This is a genomic window from Streptomyces sp. NPDC102259 (assembly GCF_044766465.1).
Taxonomy (GTDB): domain Bacteria; phylum Actinomycetota; class Actinomycetes; order Streptomycetales; family Streptomycetaceae; genus Streptomyces.
This window is the reverse complement of the sequence record NZ_JBIWMA010000035.1, coordinates 17,718-39,800: the sequence shown is the minus strand read 5'-3', so window position 1 is coordinate 39,800 and position 22,083 is coordinate 17,718. Positions and strand designations below refer to the sequence as shown.

The 22,083-nt window shown below is 69.0% G+C and carries 24 protein-coding genes and 1 pseudogene; 11 read left to right on the top strand and 14 right to left on the bottom strand.

The features are described 5' to 3' along the window. Positions 1-90 precede the first annotated feature (90 nt). The 3 genes from ACIRPU_RS41095 to ACIRPU_RS41085 all read left to right on the top strand — a co-directional run bounded on the left by ACIRPU_RS41095 (position 91) and on the right by ACIRPU_RS41085 (position 2,010). Positions 91-579 carry a cupredoxin domain-containing protein gene (locus tag ACIRPU_RS41095; RefSeq protein WP_403877348.1) on the top strand — a complete coding sequence of 163 codons (489 nt, stop codon included), beginning with the start codon at positions 91-93 and terminating at the stop codon, positions 577-579. A 157-nt stretch (positions 580-736) separates the two neighbouring features. Next, positions 737-964: a hypothetical protein gene (locus ACIRPU_RS41090; protein WP_403877345.1), complete on the top strand. Its 228-nt coding sequence runs from the start codon at positions 737-739 to the stop codon at positions 962-964. An 80-nt stretch (positions 965-1,044) separates the two neighbouring features. Then, positions 1,045-2,010, top strand: coding sequence for an IS982 family transposase (locus tag ACIRPU_RS41085; RefSeq protein ID WP_403877342.1), 966 nt, complete (start codon positions 1,045-1,047; stop codon positions 2,008-2,010). Between the two features lie 49 nt (positions 2,011-2,059). Here ACIRPU_RS41085 and ACIRPU_RS41080 read toward each other — a convergent pair whose 3' ends face one another. From ACIRPU_RS41080 to ACIRPU_RS41055, 6 genes are all read right to left on the bottom strand, one after another. Then, positions 2,060-2,866 (bottom strand): ATP/GTP-binding protein, encoded by an 807-nt coding sequence (locus tag ACIRPU_RS41080; RefSeq protein ID WP_403877339.1) that lies wholly within the window; start codon positions 2,864-2,866, stop codon positions 2,060-2,062. 5 nt (positions 2,867-2,871) lie between these two features. Next, positions 2,872-3,282 (bottom strand): secreted protein/lipoprotein, encoded by a 411-nt coding sequence (locus tag ACIRPU_RS41075; protein ID WP_403877335.1) that lies wholly within the window; start codon positions 3,280-3,282, stop codon positions 2,872-2,874. 122 nt (positions 3,283-3,404) lie between these two features. After that, positions 3,405-3,857, bottom strand: a complete 453-nt coding sequence (locus tag ACIRPU_RS41070) for an SRPBCC family protein (RefSeq protein ID WP_403877331.1) — start codon at positions 3,855-3,857, stop codon at positions 3,405-3,407. Between the two features lie 107 nt (positions 3,858-3,964). Further along, entirely contained in the window at positions 3,965-4,585 is a 621-nt protein-coding gene (locus ACIRPU_RS41065; protein WP_403877328.1) for a TetR-like C-terminal domain-containing protein, read from the bottom strand. Then, complete coding sequence (locus tag ACIRPU_RS41060; RefSeq protein ID WP_403877325.1) at positions 4,578-5,414, bottom strand: alpha/beta fold hydrolase; 837 nt, start codon at positions 5,412-5,414, stop codon at positions 4,578-4,580. Before ACIRPU_RS41060 ends, ACIRPU_RS41065 begins: the two co-directional genes overlap by 8 nt. 224 nt (positions 5,415-5,638) lie before the next feature. Then, complete coding sequence (locus ACIRPU_RS41055; RefSeq protein ID WP_403877322.1) at positions 5,639-5,857, bottom strand: hypothetical protein; 219 nt, start codon at positions 5,855-5,857, stop codon at positions 5,639-5,641. Between ACIRPU_RS41055 and ACIRPU_RS41050 the strand changes: the two genes are divergently transcribed. The 3 genes from ACIRPU_RS41050 to ACIRPU_RS41040 all read left to right on the top strand — a co-directional run bounded on the left by ACIRPU_RS41050 (position 5,834) and on the right by ACIRPU_RS41040 (position 7,263). Further along, entirely contained in the window at positions 5,834-6,145 is a 312-nt protein-coding gene (locus ACIRPU_RS41050; protein WP_403877319.1) for a hypothetical protein, read from the top strand. The two genes, ACIRPU_RS41055 and ACIRPU_RS41050, sit on opposite strands and share 24 nt — an antisense overlap. Before the next feature lie 75 nt (positions 6,146-6,220). Further along, complete coding sequence (locus ACIRPU_RS41045; RefSeq protein WP_403877316.1) at positions 6,221-7,024, top strand: Ku protein; 804 nt, start codon at positions 6,221-6,223, stop codon at positions 7,022-7,024. Beyond that, the gene (locus ACIRPU_RS41040) at positions 7,012-7,263 is read left to right on the top strand and encodes a hypothetical protein (protein ID WP_403877314.1); all 252 of its coding nucleotides are present in this window, start codon (positions 7,012-7,014) and stop codon (positions 7,261-7,263) included. Before ACIRPU_RS41045 ends, ACIRPU_RS41040 begins: the two co-directional genes overlap by 13 nt. A gap of 235 nt (positions 7,264-7,498) precedes the next feature. Here the strand turns inward: ACIRPU_RS41040 and ACIRPU_RS41035 are convergent, their stop codons facing one another. Both ACIRPU_RS41035 and ACIRPU_RS41030 read right to left on the bottom strand, forming a co-directional pair. Beyond that, positions 7,499-8,224 (bottom strand): helix-turn-helix transcriptional regulator, encoded by a 726-nt coding sequence (locus tag ACIRPU_RS41035; RefSeq protein ID WP_403877311.1) that lies wholly within the window; start codon positions 8,222-8,224, stop codon positions 7,499-7,501. A gap of 10 nt (positions 8,225-8,234) precedes the next feature. Then, entirely contained in the window at positions 8,235-9,173 is a 939-nt protein-coding gene (locus tag ACIRPU_RS41030; protein WP_403877308.1) for an alpha/beta hydrolase, read from the bottom strand. A gap of 832 nt (positions 9,174-10,005) precedes the next feature. Between ACIRPU_RS41030 and ACIRPU_RS41025 the strand changes: the two genes are divergently transcribed. Continuing rightward, positions 10,006-10,221: a hypothetical protein gene (locus ACIRPU_RS41025; protein WP_403877305.1), complete on the top strand. Its 216-nt coding sequence runs from the start codon at positions 10,006-10,008 to the stop codon at positions 10,219-10,221. Positions 10,222-10,255: 34 nt separating this feature from the next. Here ACIRPU_RS41025 and ACIRPU_RS41020 read toward each other — a convergent pair whose 3' ends face one another. Continuing rightward, complete coding sequence (locus tag ACIRPU_RS41020; protein ID WP_403877302.1) at positions 10,256-10,495, bottom strand: hypothetical protein; 240 nt, start codon at positions 10,493-10,495, stop codon at positions 10,256-10,258. Positions 10,496-10,855: 360 nt separating this feature from the next. On the opposite strand from ACIRPU_RS41020, the gene ACIRPU_RS41015 reads away from it, so the two are divergent. Continuing rightward, on the top strand, positions 10,856-11,305 hold the full coding sequence (locus tag ACIRPU_RS41015; RefSeq protein WP_403877299.1) for a hypothetical protein: 450 nt from the start codon (positions 10,856-10,858) through the stop codon (positions 11,303-11,305). A gap of 71 nt (positions 11,306-11,376) precedes the next feature. Beyond that, positions 11,377-11,625 (top strand): annotated as a pseudogene (locus tag ACIRPU_RS41010) (DapH/DapD/GlmU-related protein); the annotation flags it as partial. A gap of 192 nt (positions 11,626-11,817) precedes the next feature. Here the strand turns inward: ACIRPU_RS41010 and ACIRPU_RS41005 are convergent. The 3 genes from ACIRPU_RS41005 to ACIRPU_RS40995 all read right to left on the bottom strand — a co-directional run bounded on the left by ACIRPU_RS41005 (position 11,818) and on the right by ACIRPU_RS40995 (position 16,573). Next, on the bottom strand, positions 11,818-12,783 hold the full coding sequence (locus ACIRPU_RS41005) for a glycoside hydrolase family 6 protein (protein WP_403877296.1): 966 nt from the start codon (positions 12,781-12,783) through the stop codon (positions 11,818-11,820). Positions 12,784-12,878: 95 nt separating this feature from the next. Then, positions 12,879-14,885 (bottom strand): non-reducing end alpha-L-arabinofuranosidase family hydrolase, encoded by a 2,007-nt coding sequence (locus ACIRPU_RS41000; RefSeq protein WP_403877293.1) that lies wholly within the window; start codon positions 14,883-14,885, stop codon positions 12,879-12,881. 53 nt (positions 14,886-14,938) lie between these two features. Next, a complete protein-coding gene (locus tag ACIRPU_RS40995) occupies positions 14,939-16,573 on the bottom strand; it encodes a glycoside hydrolase 43 family protein (protein ID WP_403877388.1) in 1,635 nt (544 codons plus the stop codon). A gap of 468 nt (positions 16,574-17,041) precedes the next feature. On the opposite strand from ACIRPU_RS40995, the gene ACIRPU_RS40990 reads away from it, so the two are divergent. Then, the gene (locus ACIRPU_RS40990) at positions 17,042-18,688 is read left to right on the top strand and encodes a glycoside hydrolase family 27 protein (protein ID WP_403877290.1); all 1,647 of its coding nucleotides are present in this window, start codon (positions 17,042-17,044) and stop codon (positions 18,686-18,688) included. Positions 18,689-19,518: 830 nt separating this feature from the next. Next, complete coding sequence (locus tag ACIRPU_RS40985) at positions 19,519-20,025, top strand: cellulose binding domain-containing protein (RefSeq protein ID WP_403877286.1); 507 nt, start codon at positions 19,519-19,521, stop codon at positions 20,023-20,025. Positions 20,026-20,226: 201 nt separating this feature from the next. On the opposite strand, the gene ACIRPU_RS40980 is transcribed toward ACIRPU_RS40985, so the two are convergent. Both ACIRPU_RS40980 and ACIRPU_RS40975 read right to left on the bottom strand, forming a co-directional pair. Further along, positions 20,227-21,036, bottom strand: a complete 810-nt coding sequence (locus tag ACIRPU_RS40980) for an IclR family transcriptional regulator C-terminal domain-containing protein (RefSeq protein ID WP_403877283.1) — start codon at positions 21,034-21,036, stop codon at positions 20,227-20,229. Between the two features lie 44 nt (positions 21,037-21,080). After that, entirely contained in the window at positions 21,081-21,869 is a 789-nt protein-coding gene (locus tag ACIRPU_RS40975) for a cyclase family protein (RefSeq protein WP_403877280.1), read from the bottom strand. Positions 21,870-22,083: the final 214 nt, after the last annotated feature.

Below are 22,083 nucleotides of genomic sequence, written 5' to 3'. Positions count from 1 at the left end.
ACAGCCCCATTCTCCCGCTTGCCGGAAATCCCCTGGGGGCGGTCCGTCCGTATCTCTGGTCAGGAACGACTTCTCATGGAGGGCCGAGACATGACGGCGACACTCATGACGCTCATGACCTTCGCGCGCAGGAACGTCGGGCCCGGGCTGGCCGCCGGGGCACTGGCGGGCATCCTCGTGGCGTGCGGGGGCGGAAACGACAACGGTGGCGGCTCGTCACCGTCAGCCCCCGAAAAAAGTGGCAAGCCGGGAACCACCCAGGTGGACGTGAAGCTGGTCGACTTCAAGATGCAGCTGTCCGCGAAGACGTTGAAGGCGGGTGCCTACACCTTCGTCGTCAAGAACGACGGCCATCACGACCACGCCATGGAGATCGAGGGCTCCGGAACGGAACAGAAGACGCGGACGCTGGCCCCCGGGGAGTCGGCGAACCTCACCGTCTCGCTGAAGGACGGCAAGTACGAGGTCTACTGCCCTGTCGACGGCCACAAGGACCTGGGCATGAAGACCGAACTCACCGTGGGCGGCAGCGCCTCAACGGGCACCGGCACCAACACGACCAACGGCAATGGCTACTGAGCGCACGGTCGCGCTCCTCGCCCTCCGGCTGGCCGCGGCGGGAACGGTCGTGGCCATGGGCGCGATCCACCTCCACCTCTGATACGACGGCTACCGATATCTGGACACGGTCGGCACGCTGTTCCTGCTCAACGCGATCGGGGCCGGGCTGCTCGCGTTGTCGCTGCTGATCACACCCACTCGCCTCCTGCCCGTCCTCGCCACGCTGGGAACACTCTTCGCGGCCGGCACACTGGTGGCCCTGATCGTCAGCCTCACCTCCGGTCTCTTCGGGTTCCAGGAGACTCTCGACGCGAACCTGGTCAAGCCCACCCTCGCCGTCGAAGCCGCAGGGTGCGTTCTGTTGGTGGCGCTGGCCTTGCTGAGCAGACGCGGACGGATGTGACCGATGAGTTTCCGGCCGCTGCGCGGTCCTGGATGATCGATCGGCTGCACGCATAAAGGGAGGGAGCCCAACGTCATTATGTGAAGACAGAGTTGGACTCCCTCGCCACCGCACTCTATGTGAAGACCGATGACCTGCTGAAGGCATCACGGCATCTGATGCCCTGGCGCCCGGCGGTCGGGATCGCTCCGCTACTGACCGATGCCGAGCTGGTCACTCTCGCGATGATGCAGGCCATGCTGGGCTTCACCTCCGAGGCCAAGTGGCTTCGCCACGCCCGTTCCCATCTGCGGCATCTCTTTCCTTACCTGCCGAAGCAGCCCGGCTACAACAAGCGCCTGCGCAAGGCCGCCGAGCTACTACGGCGAGTCACCCGGCTGCTGGCCACCGGCACCTCCGTATGGAGCGACGACGTGTGGATCGTGGATTCCACGCCGGTGGAGTGCGGACGCTCCCGCGAGACCGTCAAACGCTCCGACCTGGCCGGATGGGCCGAGTACGGGTACTGCGCCAGCCACGGCCGCTTCTTTTGGGGCCTGCGCCTGCACATGGTGTGCACCTTGCAGGGTCTGCCGATCGCGTTTGCCCTGACCGGGGCCAAGGCCGACGAACGCGAGACCTTGCTGGACCTGCTCGCCGCCGAACCGGAACTGGTGGCCGCCCGGCCCGGACAGACACTGATCGGCGACAAGAACTACTTCGGCCGCGACTTCGAGAACCAGGTGGCCGAGCAGGACATCTGGCTGCTGCGGCCCGCCCGCAAGGGCGAGCCGGAACGGCCCGGCGCCTCGCTGTTCAAGCCGTTGCGGCAGGTGATCGAGTCGGTCAACGAGACCTTCAAGGGCCAGCTCAACCTCGAACAGCACCGAGGCCGCACACCGGGCGGTGTGATCGCCCGCGTCATGCAGCGCATCCTGGCGCTGACCGCCGCGATCTGGCACAACGACCCCGGCCAGCCCGTCCTTCGCCTAGGGGGTTGGAGGCCTGCCCGTGTGGACACCATGCAGCACAAAGCAGCCACAGCGATAGATACCGGCCGCGACTGATCCACACGACAAGCATGGGCCGTGAGCTGGCGGTCCCTGTTTCCTGCGGTCAGTTGAGGACTTGGAGTTCCGCGAGTGGGACTTGGATCTGGGTTTGTCGGGTTTCGGTGAGTTGGCCGGCCTGTCCACCGCCGCCGGTGGTGACGTGCCAGTCGATGGTCCAGGTGGAGGTCGCGGTGACCTGGTAGCGGCCTGCGGCCTGGTCGGCGGAGGTGCGGTTGTAGGTGTGCCCGCACGTAGGGGAGTCCGTCTTGCCCGCAGCCGCCGTGTACGGCGTGCCCGGTCCGGTGCATGTCACGACAGCGCCGTCGCCCATCGCCCATACGATCGTCGAGACCTTCGCGGTCGCGGTGACTGTCACGCCGCCGGCCGACGCGCTCGCCGTGTTCGGCCCGTACGTGGTCGGGCTCTGGTTGACCCACATCCACATCGGCATCCCCACGAGGTACTTGCCCGCGGCCCTGGGGCTGGCGATGTCGGGGCCTGCGAGCCATTGGTTGCGGATTACGGAGTTGATGCTGTCGAGGTAATGGCACCTCTGCTCGTAGACCGCGCCGTCGCCGGGCGTGTGCCCTTCCCAGTCCAGAGAGGTCGCTGGCGGCTGCGGTGAGAGCAGCTGGTACGTGCACGTCCACGGGTTGCTGCTCGTGCCGCTCCCGCCGCTGCCCTGGGGTGCGCTTCCCCCGTTTCCCGTGCTGCCGCTGGCGCCGCTGCCTGTCTGGCCGGGGTCGTCGGCTTCCACCTCGCAGATGTAGTCACCACAGCTCACGCCGCCGCCGGGCCCGACGGCGAGGGCGGTGGGCGCTGCGCCGAGGACGGCCAGGACGGCGACGCCGGCGGCGGCCGCCGTGCGCATGCGGGTCAGCACTTCTTGCCCTGCGGCTCGTCGCGGACCAACCGCCAGCCCTGCGGCCACTTCTCCAGCGTGGTGCGCACCTGGTATTTCGTGATCCGGTCGGCGGGCAGCGTGACGGGCTCACGGGTCGTGGCGTCGACCGGCTGCCACTGCGAGACGTCCAGGCAGCTGGAGAGCGTCACCCTGGGCGTCTTGTTGTCCAGCTCGGCCTTGGTGACCACCGCATCGGAGAAGGTGACCTTCCCCGGATAGATCCGGCCCTGCGCGTGCGCGCGCTGCGCATCGCTCTCGGCCTTCGACAACGTCTCGGACGCCGCGAACTGCTCCAGGCCTTTCGTGGTGCCGTTGCGGTCGGCGTAGAGGACCTGCATCTCCCGCCAGAAGCGTCTGATGGTGGCCTGACGGTCCGGCGTCACTTCAGGTGTCGGGTGAAGAACTGGGCCGCGCGCCTGTCCCGCCCTCCAGCGTGATCCAGTAGCTGGGGCAGGGCATCGCGGCGGCTATCCCGATCCCTGCTACCACCCCGGCCACCGGCACCTCATGCACCCGGTTCGAGCTCGGTGCGGTCTTCCACCCGCTGCTTGAGGCCGGTGTTGAACGCGGCGTACCCATCTTTTTTGGGTGTTCTGAGGAAGGGCCGGATCAGGGTGACCAGGGCGCCAGAGAATTCCTCGTGGTTGGTCAGGCGGGTGGTGCCGTCGTGGTTGGGGGAAAGGACGAAGGAGTGCTGGCCGTGGAACAGCTGCTTGATGCCGAGCGTGCCGACCCACCGCAGTTCCTGGCCAGGCGTCGCTACGGTGACCGTGGGCCTGAAGGTCATGCCCGGCATGCGCATCGTGAGCCGGCTTCCCACTTGAGCGGTTCCCTCGGCTGCGGAGAAGGTGCTCCACTCGCCGTAGGCGGCGAAGTCGGTGAGGACGTCCCACACCGCTTGCGGGGTGGCGTCGATGTCAATAACGGCGGTGAGGACCGGCTTCATGGTGGTTTCCACTTCTGGCTGGTGCGGAAGGGAGGGGCGGAGGTTCGGCGAGGGGGTGGACCACCGGTGCTCGGTGGGGCCGGGGACTGGGGACTGGCGTGGAGCGCAGTCCACGGCGGTCAGAGCGCCACGCCCGGCGCGGCTCTGTGGGAGGGGGTGCTGTTGGTGCTGGTGACCGTGGGCTCCTGCAGGCCGTGGTCGATGAAGTCGATCATCCAGGTGAAGCTGTCGTCGATGTCGGTGGCGAACTGGAACCCGCCCGCTGCTTCCAGGGATGCGTATCCGTGCAGGACGGTGCGCAGCATCCGCAGCGCGTGGATCTGCTGGTCGGGGTCGATCCGGTAGCCGTGGAGCATGGCCGCCCAGGAGTCGACCACCCGGTTGAGGGCGTCGATGAGGGGGTCGTCGGGTCCGGTCGGGCGGGCGGCGTTGGCTGCGGCGTATCGGCCGTGGTGGTCTTTGACGAACGTCCGCATCGCCTGTGCGCCGCGGGCCAGGGCTTCGGTGCCGGACCGGCCCTGGATGGCGTCGCGGATGGCGTCGGCGCACTGGTTCATGGCCAGGATGGCGATCCGGTGGGCGAGGTCGGTCTGGCCGGTGACGTGCTTGTACAGCGAGGGGGTTTTGACCCCGAGCCGTTCGGCGACCAGGCCCATGCCGAGCTGGTCGAACCCGACCTCGTCGACCAGGGCGGCGGCGGCTTCGGTGACCGTTGCGGCGGTGAGTCCGGCCCTAGGCACGGCCGGCCGCCTTGGCCAGGAACGGCAGGGCCAGCGCGAGGACCTGGTCGGGGGTCTGGGCGTGCGGGTAGTGGCCGGCGCCGTCGATCACGGCCAGCTCGCCGAGGCCGGCGGGCAGGTCAGCGATGATCTTCGCCCCTTCGGCGCGGGGGTCGGCCCAGTCGGGGTCCAGGCTGCCTTCGACGATCAGGACCGGGCAGGTGACGTGGGCGAGCTGGGCGCCGGCGTCGGTGGGCTTGGACTTGCACATGTCCTGCAGGGCCTTCATCCGGCCGGGTTCACTCAGCGTGGCCTCTATGCGGGCCAGTTCGCTGTTCCAGTCGGCGGGCTTGGCCGGGTAGGCCACGTCGAGGTACTTCTTCCAGTCCGCCAGGCGTCCCCGGACGATGACCTGCGCCATCCGCGTGTACCCGGTCCGGAAGCGCTTGACCCGCATCAGCCCGCCCAGGTCGACCGGCTGCGCACGGGTGAACGGAGCCAGCTCGATCACTCCGCTGATCACGTCGGGCGCAGTGGCGGCCGCGATGGTCGCGGCGCCGCCGCTGATCGACTGCCCGATGATCACGGCCGGGCCGCCGAGGTGACGCACGACGGCGACCAGATCTCCGGCGATGTCGGTGCGGCTGTAACCGTCCCAGCCGAGGCTGGACTCACCGCACCCGCGGATGTCGACGTTCGCGACCCGGTAACCGGCGGCCACCAGGCCGGGAACGAGGAAGCGGTAGGAGTGCCGGCTGTCGCCGATGCCGTGCGCCAGCACGACCAGGGGGCCTCCCCCGGTCACGTCGAAGGCGATGGTGTTCTTGCCGATTCTCAGGTGCTCGGTCATGCCGTCCTCCATCAAAGTAGCTAATGCCGTTAGCTATAGACTAGGCATATTAGCTATGAGGGTCAACGCCACACCCAGCCGCGCTCGATCGGGGGCCGAGCTCAGAGCAATGGGCTGCCGCACGGCGTATTGCTGTTTTTCCGCGAGAACTACTGGGACCCTCGTCACCGCAACGTTCCAGATCGGAGTGCCCAAGCACCTCACATCCCTACAGCTTGTGCTGCTCAGGACGTGATCGGGTCGCTCTGGCTGCGGTGCGGGTGCGCGGCGTGGATGTACTTCATGGCGGTGCGGGGCGAGAGGCCGAAGAGGCGGATGAGGTGGAGGGGGTCGTCGGTGTGCTGGGCCTCGTTGAGGATGCGGTCCACGTGCAGGCGGCCGGCCTGGTGGCCGTGGGCGCGCAGGGGCTTGTTGATCCCGTGACCTGCTGGACTGCCGCCCACGCCGACCTGCACTGGGCGAACGTCACAGCGCCGCTGAAGGTGCAGGACTGGGAGGGCTGGGGGCAAGCCCCAGAGGGGTTCGACGGCGCCACGCTCTACGCCTACTCGCTGCTCCAGCCGGACACCGCCGCCCGCGTCCGCGACGCCTTCCCCGTGCTCGGCAGCCCGGCCGGCCTCGCCGCCGAAGCGACCGTGTGCGCCCAGCTGCTCCAGACCGTGGCCCGCGGCGACAACCTGGTCCTCGAGGACCGGCTCCGGCACTGGGCTGAGGAACTCCGCCACCGCTGAGCAAGCCCCTGCCCTCACGCGGCCGTGGTTTCCCTCCCGGATGCGAGGGGAGACACGGCCGCCGACGCTGGAGGCATGAGGGCCACCGCTACATGGTCGGGCACCATCGCCTTCGGGATGGTCTCGATTCCGGTTCAGCTCTACGCGGCTACCGAAGAGCACACCGCGCGGCTCCATGAGATCGACACCGCTGACGGCAGCCGTGTCCAGCACCGCCGCTTCTGTGCTGCGGAGGGGCGCGAGATCCCCTATTCCGAGGTCGGGCGCGGGGTCGCCGTCCCTGACGGCCGCATGCTGCCGCTGTCCGAGGACGACCTGGCCCGCCTGCCCCTGCCGACCAAGCACACGATCACTGTGGCGGGCTTCATCGAGCCGACGGGTGTGGTCCCGCTCAGCTACGACCGGCCGTACTACGTCGCTCCCGCAGCGCCGGAGGCGGAGCGCCCGTACGCGCTGCTGGTGGAGGTCCTCTCCCGGACCGGGCTCGTGGCCATGGCCAAGGTTGCGATCCGCAGCCGCGAACGCCGGGCGGTGGTCCGGCCGTACGCTGGGATGCTGCTGTTGCAGACCCTGCGCTGGCGCGATGAGATCCGTGACCCTGGGGACCTGGCCCACCTGGTCCCTGCCGTCCCGCTCAGCGACCGTGAGCGGCGCCTGGCGGAGGTGCTGGTGCAGGAGATTCTTGTCCGGGTCTCCGGGTTCTACGTGGCGGGTGTGCCCCTGCCACCGGATTCCCTCCATATAGACCCCGGAGGGTTTTGCCGGAATTCTGCACTCGCTCGGGTGATGTGGTGGCACGGAGCGTCTCGCCTCGGACGGCCTGTGGGTGTGGACGCCCGGCCGACCGCAACTACTGGACCTATCTGTTGCTCGGCCTGATCCTCAACGGCATCGGCCAGGGCCTCGCCTTCCCGGCCATGACCATCTCATTGCTGAGCGGAGTGGATCAGCGGCGGCACGGGGCGGCCGGCGCTGTGAACGTGACCGCCCAGCAGATCGGCTCCAGCGTCGTGTGGCCATCCTGGTCGGGGTGGCCACCGCCACGGCAGACGGCGGGGACGCGGCCGGCCGGCTTGCCGGCACTCGTCGGTCCGGTGCTCGCCAACACCACTTACTAGCCGCCGACCTCCGCAGGCGATCGTCGCGGACTGGTACGAGCGGCGCGGAGGTCACGGCCGCAGCAGGAGATGCAGAGCGTGACCACACCGACGCCCACCAGGAGGACGGTACCGAAGGTGGGGAGGATGAAGGCGATGTAGGCAGTGCCGCATCCGGCGAGCAGCAACAGAGCCGTGCGCAGTATGAGCTGGCCGCTCGTTAGCTCTGCCCTCCAGGGGGACTCTGCTGCGCAGTTCACGAGTCAGGCAAGGGCGTGAGTGAGGCCAGCGCGCTGGGCTGCACCGCGCCGGCGGCGGCCGAGCCGAGTAGCAGTTCGGCCAGGTCATGGGGCGGCGCTTGCTCACCGGTTGGAGCCGCTGCTGCGATCCGGTCCAGCCGGAAGCCTCGGCCAGCCCGCCGTGTGCGGCACCAGGCGATGAGGTACCAGCGGCCGTTGGCGGTGAGCAGTCCGGCCGGTTCCACTACGCGGTCGCTTTCGTGTCCTGCCCCGTCGATGTAGGACAGCCGCAGCACCATGGTGTGAGTGAGGGCCTGTTCCACTGTGGTGCGGACCGCGGAGTCGGTCCGCGACGGCAGCGCCACGATCCGTGCGGCCAGTTCCCGGGCCGCCGCCGAGGCGGGACCGGTCATCGATATCGCGATCTTCTGGTACGCCGTGCGGCCCGCCCCTGAGTAGGGGGCGGAGGCATCGGCCGCGGCCAGCGCGGCGGCCAACGCCGAGGCTTCATCGGCGGTGAAGTGGATCGGGGGCAGCGTCATCGCCGGGTCGATCGTCCAGCCCCCGCCGCGTCCCGGTGTGGTGCGCACCGGGACACCGGACTCCAACAGCGCCTGCAGGTCACGCTGCACGGTGCGCGTGCTGACCTCGAAGCGTGCGGCGAGCGCCGCGACTGTCAGCGGCCGCGGCGCTGCCGCGCGCAACTCTTCCACCAGCGCATAGAGCCGGGCAGTGCGGTTCATCAGGCCGACGTTACCGTCGCGCCGTGGCCAGGAACTCCCGCTCACGCTCCTGTTCCCGCTCGGTGATGGTCAGCGGGAACAGAGTGAAGCCGTGCATCGCGCCGGCGACGACGCCGAGCTGCACGGGCGTACCCGCCGCCTGCCATCGCTGGGCCAGAAAGAGTGAGTCGTCCAGCAGCGGGTCCTCGGTGCCGACGGCGATGCGGGCGGGGGGCAGGCCGGTCAGGTCGGCGAAGAGCGGCGAGACCTCAGGGGCCCGGCGCTGCTCCGCCCCCATCCCGGGTGTGAACAGCTCATAGCTGCCGCGCACCGAGTCGGTATTGCTCAGCAGCCGCCTGGCACCGAACGACCGTTGGCTCGGTGTCATCGACAGGTCGTAGGGACCGAAGAGCAGGTTGGCCGCCCGGAACGCGCCAGTGATGCCGTGCCGGTCACGAAGACGCAGCAGTGTCACGACGCTCAGGTGGGCGCCGGCCGATTCGCCACCGATCAGCAGCCGCCGGGTGCCGAACTCGGCTGCAGCGTTCTCCACCAGCCAGCGGGCGGCCGCTTCGCAGTCGTCGGGTCCGGCGGGGAACGGGTGCTCCGGCGCCAGGCGGTACTCCACGCTCACTACGGCCAGCCGTGCCTGCACGGCAAGCTGCCACAACTTCTCGTCCTGCCCGTCCGCAGAGCCAAACGCCCAGCCACCCCCGTGTATGTGCAGGTAAACGCCGTCGACGTGGTCGGGCACGAACGCCCGGACCTTCACCCCGCCTGCTACGACGCGGTCTTGGCCGTGCGACAGTCTCACCGGTGGTGTGTGACCACCTAGCCGGTTACGCCGCAGGAGCACCAGCACGGTGGCGTCCGGAGCTTCCCCGCGGGTGGGACGGCTCGCGGCAGCAGCCTCGAATTGCTCGTTGAATGCCAGGGTCTCGGCGAGGCAGTCCTCATCGGTGATCGTCATGGCGTCGACAGTCGCAGCTGTCCGCGACATCACCCTGTCACCGTTTCGTCGTGAGCTGCGTCACAGTCTGTCGTACTGCCCGTCCTCTGAAGATGCCGAAAGTCCTAACCAATTCCCGGTGGGGGGGATAGCGGGCACGGGGTGATCCTTCCTGTGACCGTTGTCCTGGCGTGCGGCCATGGGGGTGGTGTGGGTGTCGATGTGGCCGAAGGGGCTGCCGGAGATCCCTGAGCAGACGGTGACGGTGGCCCGAGCAGCGTGTCCGCTGGGGAGCCTGGCGATGCGAGTACGGTCGGGCCGTGACACGAACAGACACCCCACGTTCGACGGGATCGGGCGGGTGTGCGAGGGCGGTAGTCGTCGACGCACGCCCCGTCGGGCGGCGTGGGTGCTCCCGCCCGGGCACCCCGCCCGGTGTGCGCGATTCCTGGTAGGGCAGCATCTGCTCAGTTGACGCCTGCCCGTGAGGGGTCGTCATGAGTTCCAATGGCCGCGCTGTTGTGTCTGCGCTGCTGACTTGTCTGTCTCTTGCGGGCTGTTCGTCCGTCCCGCTGGGCATGCCGGGCTCGTCGTCGTCCGGCGCTGCGGCGTCTTCGTCGGGTGCCGCGGGCGGGGCCCGGTCGATCGTGGTGGGGGCCGGCCCGCAGAAGAAGTACACGGTGCAGCAGTAGCCCGCGAAGGGCGGCTGCCACTGCGGTATGAGAAGGGGGAGCCGCTGGAGGACCCGACGTGCACGCCGGGCGCGATATCCCCGGCCGTCACGCAGGCGAACCTGAAGTCGACGATCTGCCGCAAGGGCGCCTACACCTCCGGCGCGAGGCACTCCGCGTACGTGACCGGCAAGGAGAAGAGGCTCAACGCCGCCTCCTACGGCTATGCCGGGAACATGGGCGACGCCGAGTACGACCACTTGATCAGCCTGCAGCTGGGCGGCGACCCCAACGACTACCGCAACTTGTGGGTGGAACCGGTCGACCCGGCCACAAGAGGGGCAACGGGGTCAACAACGGGAAGGACCCCGTGGCGGCGGCAGGCCTCCGCGACCTAGCCGGGGTGGTGCAGCGTCCCGTCCGGGTTCGCGCTCAGGTCGACCAGCAGGCCGCGGTCGACGAACCGGCGCACCACGAACGCCGCCGTGCCAGCAGGACCGAACTGAAGTAGTAGCCCTGCTCTTCCTCTGGCTCGTCGTCGGCCGCGAACGGACGCCAGAAGCTCAGGAGCAGGTCAGAGGCGACGAAAGACGCCGGGTCGTCGGGGTCTGCCTCGATCGAGGTGTACTCGCCCATGCGTTGCACCAGCTCGCGGGCCGGGATCGCGAACACGTCCAGGCCCCGGAAGATGACTCGGTCTGTCTGAGGCGACGGCCTCCCAAGCTCATGGCTTCGAGCGTGTCTCGCATGCAGTGGATGCTGATCATCAGTCCTCTGGGACGGAAGATGTGCTGACCCGGCCGGTCGGACTCCGAGACCGTGGAGAGATCGCGGAACGATTCCAACGCCGCGTTGGCCGATTGCCGAGTCATACCGATCCGCAACGGGCCAACGCCCTTTGGTGGGGCGAGGTCGAAGTCCATGCGGGCATGATCCCAAACCGGTCTGTCAACAACCCACGAAGGGTGCGGTTCCTCTGGAGTGAAGGGCTGATCGAGAGCGGGTGTCAGAGGCGGGTGCCAAGATCGCCGCATGGGAGTTATCTATGGCTACTTCGCTGCTGCTGACGATGACGACGCGGTCCGGGCCGTGATACGCGAAGACGACGAACCGACCGCGACGGGCTATGACGGGTTTGACGTCAACGGTATGGATCCGACCCTCGACCTGCTGCCAGCGGAGGTGATCCTTTCGGGTCGGTCGGCTGAGACCATCCAGGCGGACCCGCGGCATGGCCAGCTGCTGGCGACGGCCGAGGAGGGGCAATTGGTGTGTTTGTCGCTCACAGATGCCCTGCGTGACGCACTTGCCGACGTTGATCAAGGTTCACTGCACGACGTGGCCCGGGCATGGGCCGCATCGGACGTGTTTCCCACGCCGCCGGATCCGGACGGCCTTGCGGAGTTCCTCGAGCAGGCCGCCGACCTGGCGAGCCGGGCGGTCGAGCGAGGGCATCGCCTCTACTGCTGGATCTGTGTCTGACGGAAGCCTGCAACCCTTGCCCTGCCAGGGCCAGGGCCAGGGGGAGGTCGAGACGGGGGACCGTTGTGTGGCCGGTTCATCCTTCGCGACGCGCCGACTTCGGAAGATTCTCCGAACCGATCGTGATCGAGGACAAGGTGTGGATCGGCAGCAACGTGGTGGTCCTGCCCGGCGTCCGTATCGGATACGGGTCGGTCATCGGCGCGGGCAGCGTCGTCAGCCGCGACATTCCCCCGATGTCCGTCGCGCTCGGAACACCCTGCCGAGTGGTCCGCCCCATCACGGACGAGGACCTCACGACACGTGCTGCGGGACGCTGAAGGGAATGCGCGGGAATGCGTCTGGCTGAGCGGGCGGACCGGAAGGGAAAGACCCGCGACGCACTCGGCTCCGACGTCCTGGGCCGGGCCCGGAACGACGGGACGGTCGGTCCCGTCGTTCCGGGCCCGGTGACAGCGACGAGCCGCTCTCGCCCCTGACCCGGTCCCGGAACTGCGCCCGGGCGCTTCCGATCAGTAGCCGTAGATCATCTTGTAGGCGACCTCGGGAAGGAACTGTCCGGCCGAGGAGCCGCTTCCGGCACCGCAGTTGCCGTCGGACTCGCCCGGGACCTTGATCCACAGGAGCATCTCGGCGCCTCCCCCCAGCTGCGTGGGAGTGCCGATACGGCGGCCCGAGGGGTTGCACCACTGGCCGTTTGAGCCGTTGCCGTTGCGGCTGGTGTCCACGACGAACGGCTTGGTGTAGCCGTACCGGGCCCCCAGTTCACTGTTGACGGCGTTGCCGTACGCGGTGTTCTCGGCCGTGGTCAGGTAGTTGGAGACGTTGAGCGAGAAGCCGTGGGCCTGTCGGAGGCCGGCTTCGTGGAGGCGCCGGGCCATGGTCGCCGCGCTCACCCAGGCCGGGTTGCCGGCGTCGAGATAGACCCAGGTCTGGGGAGCCTGGCGGTTGAACTCAGCGAGCGCGCCGGTGAGCATGGCCTCGCGTTCGTCGATCTGGGCCTGGGTCATGCAGCCGTAGTCCCCGAGGGAGTCCGGTTCGAGGACGACGACGGCCGGGCGGCCCGCGATCCCGCCCGCGAACTGGGCGATCCAGTTTCTGTAGGCGGACGGCGAGGAGGCTCCGCCCGCGGAGTGCCCGCCGCAGTAGTCGCGGTTGTAGATGTTGTAGGCGACCAGGACGGGCAGCTTGTCCCGGGCGTCCGCGGCGCCCACGTACGCGCCGGTGGCGGTGCCGATGGTGCCGCTCCAGGAGCCGAACCAGCGGGCCGTCGGGGTGTTGGCGATGGAGGCGTTGACCGCGGGCGCCCGGCCGTCACCGGGGTTGGCGGCCACCCACCGCTTCGCGCTGGAGTCGGGGTCCACGTAGAACCCGTTGGTCATGGTCGTCGGGTCCGCCGCGTGGGCGGACGGTGCGGCGGCGAGCGCCAGCGGCAGCGAGGAGAGCGCTGCTGCCAGGGCGAGCAGTCTGCGGCGCATGACGGTACCTCGGTTCTCTGGCAGGGATGCGTCCGATGGCCGGCGGTGAGCGTGGGGAGCGCCCCCGTCGGAAGCGCTCCCCACGGACAGGCCGGTCAGCAGGCCGAGTTGGTCTGGGTCAGGAGGCCGAGCCGCCACGGGAGGAGGTTGTAGTCGCCGCCCGCGCCGGGATTCAGGCCCTGGTACAGGTACTGGAGCCGGCATGCCGGAATGGTGAGTGTCTGGTCGTACCCTGCTCGGATCATCTCGCCGTGGCTGACGTCCCGGGTCCACGCGCCCGCGGGGAAGCTCACGTTGTTCGCCCGGGCGAAGGGATTGCTCTCGGATGCGGCGAGCTGCGTCCAGGAGCCGGCGAGACTGGCGGCGGTCCAGGAGCGGAAGTAGCGCCGCCCGTCGGAACCGATGGCCTCGACCAGGAGCAGGTACTGGTTGCTGCCCTGCACCTTGTACACGTTGCTCGCTTCGAACAACGCGTTCTTGGAGTCCTGCAGTGCGATGACGGTGTTCGTGAAGCCGTTCGGGAACTGACCGACGGTCGTCTGCGAGCGGTAGAGGTGACCGTTGTCGTCGGAGGAGAACAGGTAGCAGTTGGCGCTGTCGCAGATCACCCACATGTCGACCCAGTAGCCGTTGCCGATGTTCTGCCGGATGATGTCGGGCATCGAGGAGTAGAAGTTGCGGGGTGCGCTCCACCCGTTGGGGTTGCTGATGTCGGGGTTGGTGGAGTACGAGGCGTTGCCGGTCTGGTAGACGAGGTACCACAGGCGCTGCGGGGCGTTGTAGAAGACCTGCGGCGCGGCCCGGTAGCCCGAGCCGATGGCGGTGCGGTCCAGGTAGTGGTGGGTGGCCGAGCCTGCCTGGGACCAGTCGCTGAAGTTCAGGTAGACCAGGTTGTAGCCGGAGGAGCTCGCGGTACTGGCGAACACGTGGTACTTGCCGTTGTACTGGACGACCGTCGGGTCCTTGATGCCGGCGATGTTGTGGGTCGAGTCCGGCTTCGGTGCGATCAGCTGGCCGCTGGAGCTCCACGAGTACCTGCTGGGCAGGGCGGTGGCGTCGGGAGTGCCGCGCGTGGTGGCGGGCGTGCCGCCCAGCGTCGTCAGCGCCGCGTTGTACGCCGACTTCTTGTTGCCGTTGCGGTCGAACAGCAGCGGGTTCTCGTTGCTGCGCCAGGAGTCGCTGTCGCGGATGCCCCAGACCGTGATGCCGGTGCAGCGCGCCACGTTCATGCAGGCCCTGACGGTGTTCGCGTACGCGGTCGGCGACGCCTGCGCGATGTCCAGTTCGGTGATCTGGACGTCCACGCCGAGGGCGGCGAAGCTCGACAGCGTCGTCTGGAAGCTGCCGGGGGGACCGCCGGCGCCGAAGTGGGCCTGGAGGCCGACGCAGTCGATGGGCACGCCGCGTGCCTTGAAGTCGCGCACCATGCGGTAGACGCCCTGGGTCTTGGCGGCGTTCCAGTCGTCGATGCTGTAGTCGTTGTAGCAGAGCTTGGCCCCTGGGTCGGCCGTCCGGGCCGTGCGGAACGCCTCTTCGACGAAGCCGTTGCCCAGCACGTCCCGGAAGACCGAGCTGCGGAGCTGGCCGCTGCCGCCGTCGGCGAAGGCCTCGTTCACCACGTCCCAGGCGTAGATCTTACCCCTGTAGTGGTTCGCCACGGTGTTGATGTGGTTGTTCATCACGGAGCGCAGGGTGTTCGCGTCCCTGATGGAGCCGACCCAGCCGGGCAGTTGGGAGTGCCACACCAGGGTGTGGCCACGCATGCGCTGACCGTGGGACGTCGCGCGGTTGACGATCTGGTCGCCGGGGCCGAAGTTGAACGAGCCACGGGACGGTTCGGTGGCGTCCCACTTCATCTCGTTCTCGGGCGTGACCATGTTGAACTCACGGTCGAGGATGCCGGTGTACGTACGGTCGCCGAGCCGGCCTGCTGCCACGGCGGTTCCGAAGTACCGGCCGGACTGGGCCGCCTGGGCGCCCAGGGTGGAGGCCCGGACGGCGTCGGGCGCGCCGGCCGCGGTCCCCGGTGTCGCCAGGAGGGTCGCGGCCAGCAGGCCCAGGATCGAGGCTCGGCGACAGCCGAACCGTTTGAGCGGGTTCATGGTTCTCCTCGTGGGGCGGGTGGGGGGTTGCTTGGTGCGATCGGTGGATCTCTTCAGGGCGTGGTCAGCTCGAACCGTGTGAAGCGGACCGCGCCGCCGAGCGCCTGAGTGGCGTGGTTGAAGAGGGCGAATCGGTGGCCCATGAAGAACCGCCAGTCGTTGCCCAGGGAGAAGGCGGGTCCGAGGCGGGTGAAGGTCGTGCCGTCGGTGCTGTAGGAGAAGGTGCCCAGGCGTCCGGTGCCGGGACGGATGTCGGCGCTCGCGCGCAGCCGGACGCGGCTGCCCGGGACGGCCGCGCTCGCGATCTCGGTGCCGGTGCCGGTGGTGTTCCAGTTGGTGTCCATGGTCAGCCCGTTGACCATCACCACCCGGGTCGTACCGCCGTCGCGCTTGACGCCGATCCAGGCGGAGGAGTCACGCAGCAGCGCGAGTCCGGCCCGGTCGCCGTCCCGCATCGCGGTGTGGTCGAGCTGGACCGTGGCGGTGGAGGTAGGGCCCTGGATGCGGTGCGTGAGGGTGTTGCGGGCCCAGTAGAGATCGTTGGTGACCGTCGCGGTCCGCAGGGTCAGGCCGTTGTCCACCGACCATTTGGTGTCGTCCGGGTTGTGGTTCCACTCCCACCTCGGCTTGAGGGCCGTGCCGTCGAAGGTGTCGACGCCGGTCATGGGGGTGACCTGGCGGGGCGGGGTGGGCACGGCCGGACTCGGATACGAGGTGCCCCATGCGCCGTTGACGAGTTGCACGACCGGCCAGCCGTCCGCGGTCCAGGTGACAGGCGCCAGGGCGGGCGTCCGGCCACCGGGGTACGCGTCGACGAAGGCCAGGTAGTACCAGGCGCCGTTCTGGGTCTGCACCAGCCCGCCCTGGTGCGGGACGCCACCGCCGGGGATCGGCCCGCGCAGGTCGAGGAGGACCTGCCGCATCGTGTAGGGACCGAAGGGGCCGCTCGACGACTTGAGGATGTACTGGCCGTTCGCGGGGCGGGTCAGGAAGATGTAGTACTGCCCGTTGATCTTGTAGAAGCGGGAGCCCTCGAGGGTGCCGACACTCGACGGAGCGGTGAACACCTGCTGCGTGCGGACCTGGTTGCGGCCGTCGGGCGAGAGCTGGGCCACGCTGATCGTGGTGTTCCCGTACGCCACGTAGAGGGTGTCGTCACTGTCGACGAGCAGCCCGGCGTCGTAGTAGGGGGTGCTGATCGTGGTCAGCCTGTTCCACGGCCCCTCGGCGGCGGTGGCGGTGTAGACGTACGTGCGGGCGAAGTCGATCTGGCCGAGCCAGTAGAACGTTCTGTTGCTCGGCCGGTAGGCCAGCGACGACGCCCAGATCCCTCTGACGTAGCCGCGGGCACCGTTCAGGTCGTACTTGGCGCCGAAGTCGAGCACGGGCACCGAGTGACCGGCGATCTCCCAGTTGACCAGGTCGTACGAACGCAGGACGGGCGCGCCCGGCGAGTAGTGCATGGTCGAGGCCGAGGCGTAGAAGGTGTCACCGACGCGGATGACGTCGATGTCCGCGAAGTCCTGCCAGATCACCGGGTTCGTGAAGGCCGCCGCGGTCGCGAGGACCGGCCCCTGTGCGGAGGCGGTGCCGTGGGCCGCCGTCGGACGAAGCAGGGCGCCGGCGGCCACGCCGGTGGCGGTCGTCAGTGCGCGGCGACGGGACAGGATGTGATGAGTCCATGACATCTGCACGAGTGGCGTTCTCCTTCTGTGGCCCAGCCGTTGGCGGTGGGAGTTGTCCGGAGTTGCCCTGCTGGTTCGCGCGGAGCGGCTGCTCCGCATACGAGATTTCGAACATGTTTCGGCTTGTCGAGCATTTTGGATGATAGAGGGCCGGTGAATCCCGTCAACTCCTCGCGCATGAATCGTCAGAAGCTTCGAAACATTCGAGATATTCGATTCGGTGTCGCCGCAGGCCAATTGCCCAGATGGTGCGGATCGGCCACCTTCGGCAGGCCCGTATGGCTGAATCATGGAGGCGCTTCGGCGTTGGGGTTGACATGTTCAATCGCCTCTTTAGTATCCGTGAGGCCTTGAGTTTCCGAATGACTATCGAAATTTCGAACCGACCTTCTCTGCTCTGCAGTGTCATGGACGTGACATCGATATTCGCGTCACCCGCCCATGGCACCCTTCCGCGAAAGGGAGCACTTGGTGCCCAGACGATCAGGTGGACGACTGCTCCGCCTCCTCGCGGCGGCCGCGCTGACGGTCACCGCGGCCGTGACCGCATCCGCTCACTCCACCGCCTCGGCCGCGCCCGGCAGCCCCGCGCTCACCCCGCCACTGGGCTGGAACAGCTGGAACAGCTTCGGGTGCGGGATCACCGAGGCGCAGGTTCGCCAGGCTGCCGACGCGATGGCGTCCTCGGGCATGCGGGATGCCGGCTACCGGTACGTGGTGGTCGACGACTGCTGGTTCGACCCGCAGCGTGACGCGGCCGGCAACCTGCGGGCCAACGCGGCCAAGTTCCCGAGCGGGATGAAGGCGCTCGGGGACTACATCCACGGCAAGGGGCTGAAGTTCGGCATCTACCAGGTGCCGGGCGAACGCACCTGCGCTCAGGCCACGGGCGGCTACCCGGGGTCCACGGGCAGCAGGGGGCACGAGAGCCAGGACGCCACCGCGTTCGCCTCGTGGGGTGTCGACTACCTGAAGTACGACTGGTGTTCCTCCAGCGGTACCCGCGACGAGCAGGTCGCGCGGTTCACGCTCATGCGCGACGCCCTGCGGGCCACCGGGCGGCCGATCGTCTACAGCATCAACCCCAACAGCCTGCACGCCATCACCGGCGCCACCTACAACTGGGGCGAGGTCGCCGACCTGTGGCGGACGACCGAGGACCTGCTCGACATCTGGCAGAACGGCAACACCAACAGCTATCCGATGGGCGTCGGCAACGTCCTGGACGTCACCGCGCCGCTGGCGGCGCAGTCGGGCCCGGGGCACTGGAACGACCCCGACATGCTGGTCGTCGGCCGCCCCGGCCTGTCACTGACCGAGTCCCGCTCGCACTTCGCCCTGTGGGCGCTGCTGGGCGCACCGCTCATGGCCGGCAACGACATCCGCACGATGTCCGCCGACGTGAGCGCGATCCTGCGCAACCCGCGGCTGCTGGCGGTGAACCAGGATCCGCTGGGCGCGGGCGGGCGCAGGGTGCGCGACGACGGCAGCACCGAGGTGTTCGCCAAGCAGATGTCCGACGGCTCGGTCGCGGTGGGCCTGTTCAACCGGGGAGGCGACCCGGCGACGGTCGCCACGACGGCCGCTCAAGTCGGTCTGTCCGGCGGGCCTTTCACCCTCGCCGACCTGTGGACCGGTGGTACGTCGAGCACGTCCGGGCAGATCTCGGCGAGCGTCCCCGCGCACGGCGTGGCGGTGTTCCGGGTGAGCGGTGGCAGCCCGTCGGCCGCCACCACCTCGCGGCTGCGCGGCAACGCCTCCGGCCGCTGCCTGGACGTGGACAACGCCTCCACCGCTTCCGGCGCCACGGCACTGATCTGGGACTGCCACACGGCCGCCAACCAGTCGTGGACCACATGGGCGGGCGGCGAGATCCGCGTCTTCGGCGACAAGTGCCTGGACGCCTACGACCAGGGCACCGCCAACGGCACCCGGGTCATCACCTGGCCCTGCAACGGACAGGACAACCAGAAGTGGACCGTCGGCTCCGACGGGTCGATCCGCAATGTCCACGCCGGGCTGTGCCTCGACGCCGACCGGGCCGGCACCGCCAACGGAACCCCGCTGGTCCTGTGGAGCTGCACTGGCCAGGCCAACCAGAAGTGGACCCGCGCGTGAGCAACCACGGCTTCAGAAGGAGAGTTTCACGATGACGAGGACAAGATCCCTCTTATGTTCCGCCGTGATCGCGGTGCTGGTCGTCCTGAGCCTGGGAGGCACCGCCCTGGGCCGCGCCCAGGGCGAGAGGACCCCGCGCACGGCCTCCGGCACGGCAGCCGCATCCGCAGGCACCGCCGCCCCGAGCTCCGGTTGCGGCAAGACACCCGCACTGACGAGCGGAACGCACACGATCCAGAGCGGCGGCAAGAACCGGAACTTCATCCTGCGCATCCCCGCCGGCTACGACCGCAACCGAGCCCACCGGCTGGTCTTCGGGTTCCACTGGCTGGGCGGCACCTCCACCGACGTTGCTACGGGCCGCACCGTGGAAACGGGCACCTGGGCCTACTACGGACTCCAGCGACTGGCGAACGACAGCACCATCTTCGTAGCGCCCCAAGGCCTCGACAACGGCTGGGCCAATGCCGGTGGGGAGGACGTCACCTTCGTCGACGACATGCTCAGGCGGATCGAGGCGGATCTGTGCGTCGACACGACACAGCGCTTCGCCCTGGGGTTCAGCTACGGCGCCGCCATGTCGTACGCGCTCGCCTGTTCCCGCGCGACGGTCTTCCGCGCGGTCGCGGTCCAGAGCGGCGGCCAGCTCAGCGGCTGCAGCGGAGGCACCCAGCCCATCGCCTACCTCGGGGTGCACGGCCTCAGGGACAACGTCCTCGGCATCTCCGGCGGACGGGCGTTGCGGGACAGGTTCGTCCGGAACAACGGCTGCGCCACCCAGAACCCGCCGGAGCCGGCCCAGGGCAGCCTGACGCACCGGGTCACCGCCTATGCGGGCTGCTCGGCCGGGCATCCGGTCGTCTGGGCCGCGTTCGACGAAGGACACATCGCCGCTCCGCAGGACGGGGCCGGGGGTGACAGCGGAGCCAGGACCTGGCTGCCGGCCGAGGTGTGGAAGTTCTTCACGCAGTTCCAGACCTCCACCCCGCCGCCCGGGACGGCGACCTGCCGGGTCACCACCACCGTCAGCGCCTGGAACACCGGCCTGTCGTCGAACATCTATCACCAACACCAGCACCACCACGATCGACGGCTGGTCCCTCGTCTTCACCCTGTCCGCCGGCCAGACCGTCACCGCCGGCTGGAACGCGGACTACTCGCCCGCCTCCGGCCAGGTGACGGCCAGGAACGTCGCCCACAACGCCACGATCGCTCCAGGCGCGTCCGTCGACATCGGATTCCAGGCGACCCACACCGGCAACGCCGCTCCGCCGAGTTCCTACGCTCTCAACGGCAGGGCCTGCGCCATGACGGTGACCGCGCAGAGCTGGTTCTGACTCCTTCAGTAACGGCGTCCGACCACAGGCGGTGAAGCGGCCGTCGTCCGCGTCGCGCAGCGCGCGGGGCGACGGCCGTCTTCTCCGCCCGAAGCCACGGCCGGACCAACTGGGCTACGTGGTACCGGCGTAGGCGAGGGCACGCACCTGGGTGCCCTGCCCGGACGGCGCCCGACTCGAGCCTCACCGCAGCCCAGCGTGCTACTGCGGTGTGCCGTCACCGTCGAGGCATTCCGCCAGTGCCTCGGCGGCCGCGGTGAGGCTCCTGCGGATCGTCCGCTCCTGGGGCAACAGGTCCTGCCGTCTGCCGACGACCGAGACAGCGGCCCGGATGTGTGCGTTCTTGTCACGCACGGGTACGGCGTACTCGGTGACGCCGTGTTCGAACTCGCCGTGCGCCGCGACGAAGCCACGCAGGCGGTCGCGGTCGTTGGCGGCGGCGAGTTCCCCGGCGGAGTGGGCCGCGTCGGGGCCGCCGACGCCGATCAGCTCGTAGCCGTCGAGCAGCGCGGTGATCTCCTCGGTGGTGTGGTCCAGGAGGAGGGCGCGGCCGGCGCCGGTGCACCAGCACGGGGTGACGAGACTCGCCCGGCCCTGCCACTCCTGGGTGTGACCCGCGGCGGACGCGGCGCGCAGCAGCCGGACCTGGACGCCGTCGCGGACGGAGAGCCGTGCGCCTGCGCCGTGCGCGACGGCGATGCGGCGCAGGAGCGGGCGGCTGCGGCGGAGCAGGCCGGGGTGCAAGGACGCGGCCGTGACGAAGAAGGCTTTGCCGGCGCGCAGCGTCGCGTCGTCGCGGCGTTCGAGGAAGCCCGTGTCGCACAGGTCCTGGGTGGTGCGTGACGCCTTGCTGCGCTCGACGCCGACCTCTTCGGCGAGCCTGCTGACGTTGAAGCCGGTCCGGGCAGAGGCTTCGCGGTCCAGCACGGTGTTGACCATCCGCAGAGCCATACGCAGCGAGGAGGCCGTTCCCGGGCCCGACTGTCCGGGTGCGGGACCGTTCGTCGTCACCTCTGCACTATAGCGAGCCGGTGATCTGCCGGTCGGCACCGCGTTCAGCCCTCGTGGTGCAGGGCGAAGACACGGGCGGGGAAGCCGGAACCACCTTGCGGCTTGGGCCAGGTGGCGACGATCAGTGCCCCCGCCTCCGGTACCTCGTCGAGGTTGGCCATCAGCTCGATCTGCCAGCGGTCCCGGCGCAGGACGTAGCTCTCCAGGCCGAAGTCACCCGCCGAGGTGGCCAGTCCGGGGTCGGTGTCGGTCTGCTCGTGCCCGATCGCGGTGACACCGGCCTCCTCGAAGAGGTAGCGCAGCACCTCGGCGGACCAGCCCGGGTAGTGACTCAGGCCTGCCTCGTCCTTGTTGGCCATGGCGGCCGGGTCGGGCCAGCGGCGGCTCCAGCCGGTGCGCAGCGCGACGAACGACCCTTGCGGAATCCGGCCGTGACGCGCCTCCCAGGCCGCCACGTCGTCCAGCGTCGGTACGGCGTCCGGGTCCGCGGCGACGCGCCCGGCGATGTCGAGGACGACGAGCGGCAGGATCATCTCGTCGACGGGTATCTCGTCCAGGGGACGGGCGCCGGCGACGAAGTGCACGGGCGGGTCGACATGGGTGCCCCACTGTCCGACGATCGTGTACCGGTGCACGTTGAACCCGTCGCCGCGGGACATGTCGAAGGGCATCTCACGCTTCTCGTCCGGGAAGGCCGGAAAGTGCGGCTGACCGGGACGGAAAGCGTGCGTGAGGTCGGTGCGGACCGTCATGCCGATCAGTTTCCGGTGCAGGGCCCACAGCGGCGGTTCGGTGACCGTGGCCGGTTCGGGTGTCATGCGTGCTCGTGTCATGCGTGCTGGTCCTCTTTCTCGGTGTTGTTCAACTGCACGGCCGGTTCGGCCGGTTCGGCGGCGGAAGCGACCGTGCCGGCCGACTCCGCCGGGCGGCCGTATCCCCACCGCACCTGGACGGCGGGGATACAGCCGTGGGGCGATCGCAACGGCATGCGGCGGGGTGAGGCCACTTTCGAGGGGTGAGGAATGCGCGTCGGGCTGGTCGCGCACC

Coding starts and splice junctions, on each gene's coding strand:
- ACIRPU_RS41095 (WP_403877348.1), top strand. CDS start 91: ATGACGGCGACACTCATGACGCTCATGACCTTCGCGCGCAGGAACGTC.
- ACIRPU_RS41080 (WP_403877339.1), bottom strand. CDS start 2,866: ATGCGCACGGCGGCCGCCGCCGGCGTCGCCGTCCTGGCCGTCCTCGGC.
- ACIRPU_RS41060 (WP_403877325.1), bottom strand. CDS start 5,414: ATGACCGAGCACCTGAGAATCGGCAAGAACACCATCGCCTTCGACGTG.
- ACIRPU_RS41045 (WP_403877316.1), top strand. CDS start 6,221: ATGAGGGCCACCGCTACATGGTCGGGCACCATCGCCTTCGGGATGGTC.
- ACIRPU_RS41035 (WP_403877311.1), bottom strand. CDS start 8,224: ATGAACCGCACTGCCCGGCTCTATGCGCTGGTGGAAGAGTTGCGCGCG.
- ACIRPU_RS41030 (WP_403877308.1), bottom strand. CDS start 9,173: ATGACGATCACCGATGAGGACTGCCTCGCCGAGACCCTGGCATTCAAC.
- ACIRPU_RS41015 (WP_403877299.1), top strand. CDS start 10,856: ATGGGAGTTATCTATGGCTACTTCGCTGCTGCTGACGATGACGACGCG.
- ACIRPU_RS41005 (WP_403877296.1), bottom strand. CDS start 12,783: ATGCGCCGCAGACTGCTCGCCCTGGCAGCAGCGCTCTCCTCGCTGCCG.
- ACIRPU_RS41000 (WP_403877293.1), bottom strand. CDS start 14,885: ATGAACCCGCTCAAACGGTTCGGCTGTCGCCGAGCCTCGATCCTGGGC.
- ACIRPU_RS40995 (WP_403877388.1), bottom strand. CDS start 16,573: ATGTCATGGACTCATCACATCCTGTCCCGTCGCCGCGCACTGACGACC.
- ACIRPU_RS40985 (WP_403877286.1), top strand. CDS start 19,519: ATGCGGGCTGCTCGGCCGGGCATCCGGTCGTCTGGGCCGCGTTCGACG.
- ACIRPU_RS40975 (WP_403877280.1), bottom strand. CDS start 21,869: ATGACACGAGCACGCATGACACCCGAACCGGCCACGGTCACCGAACCG.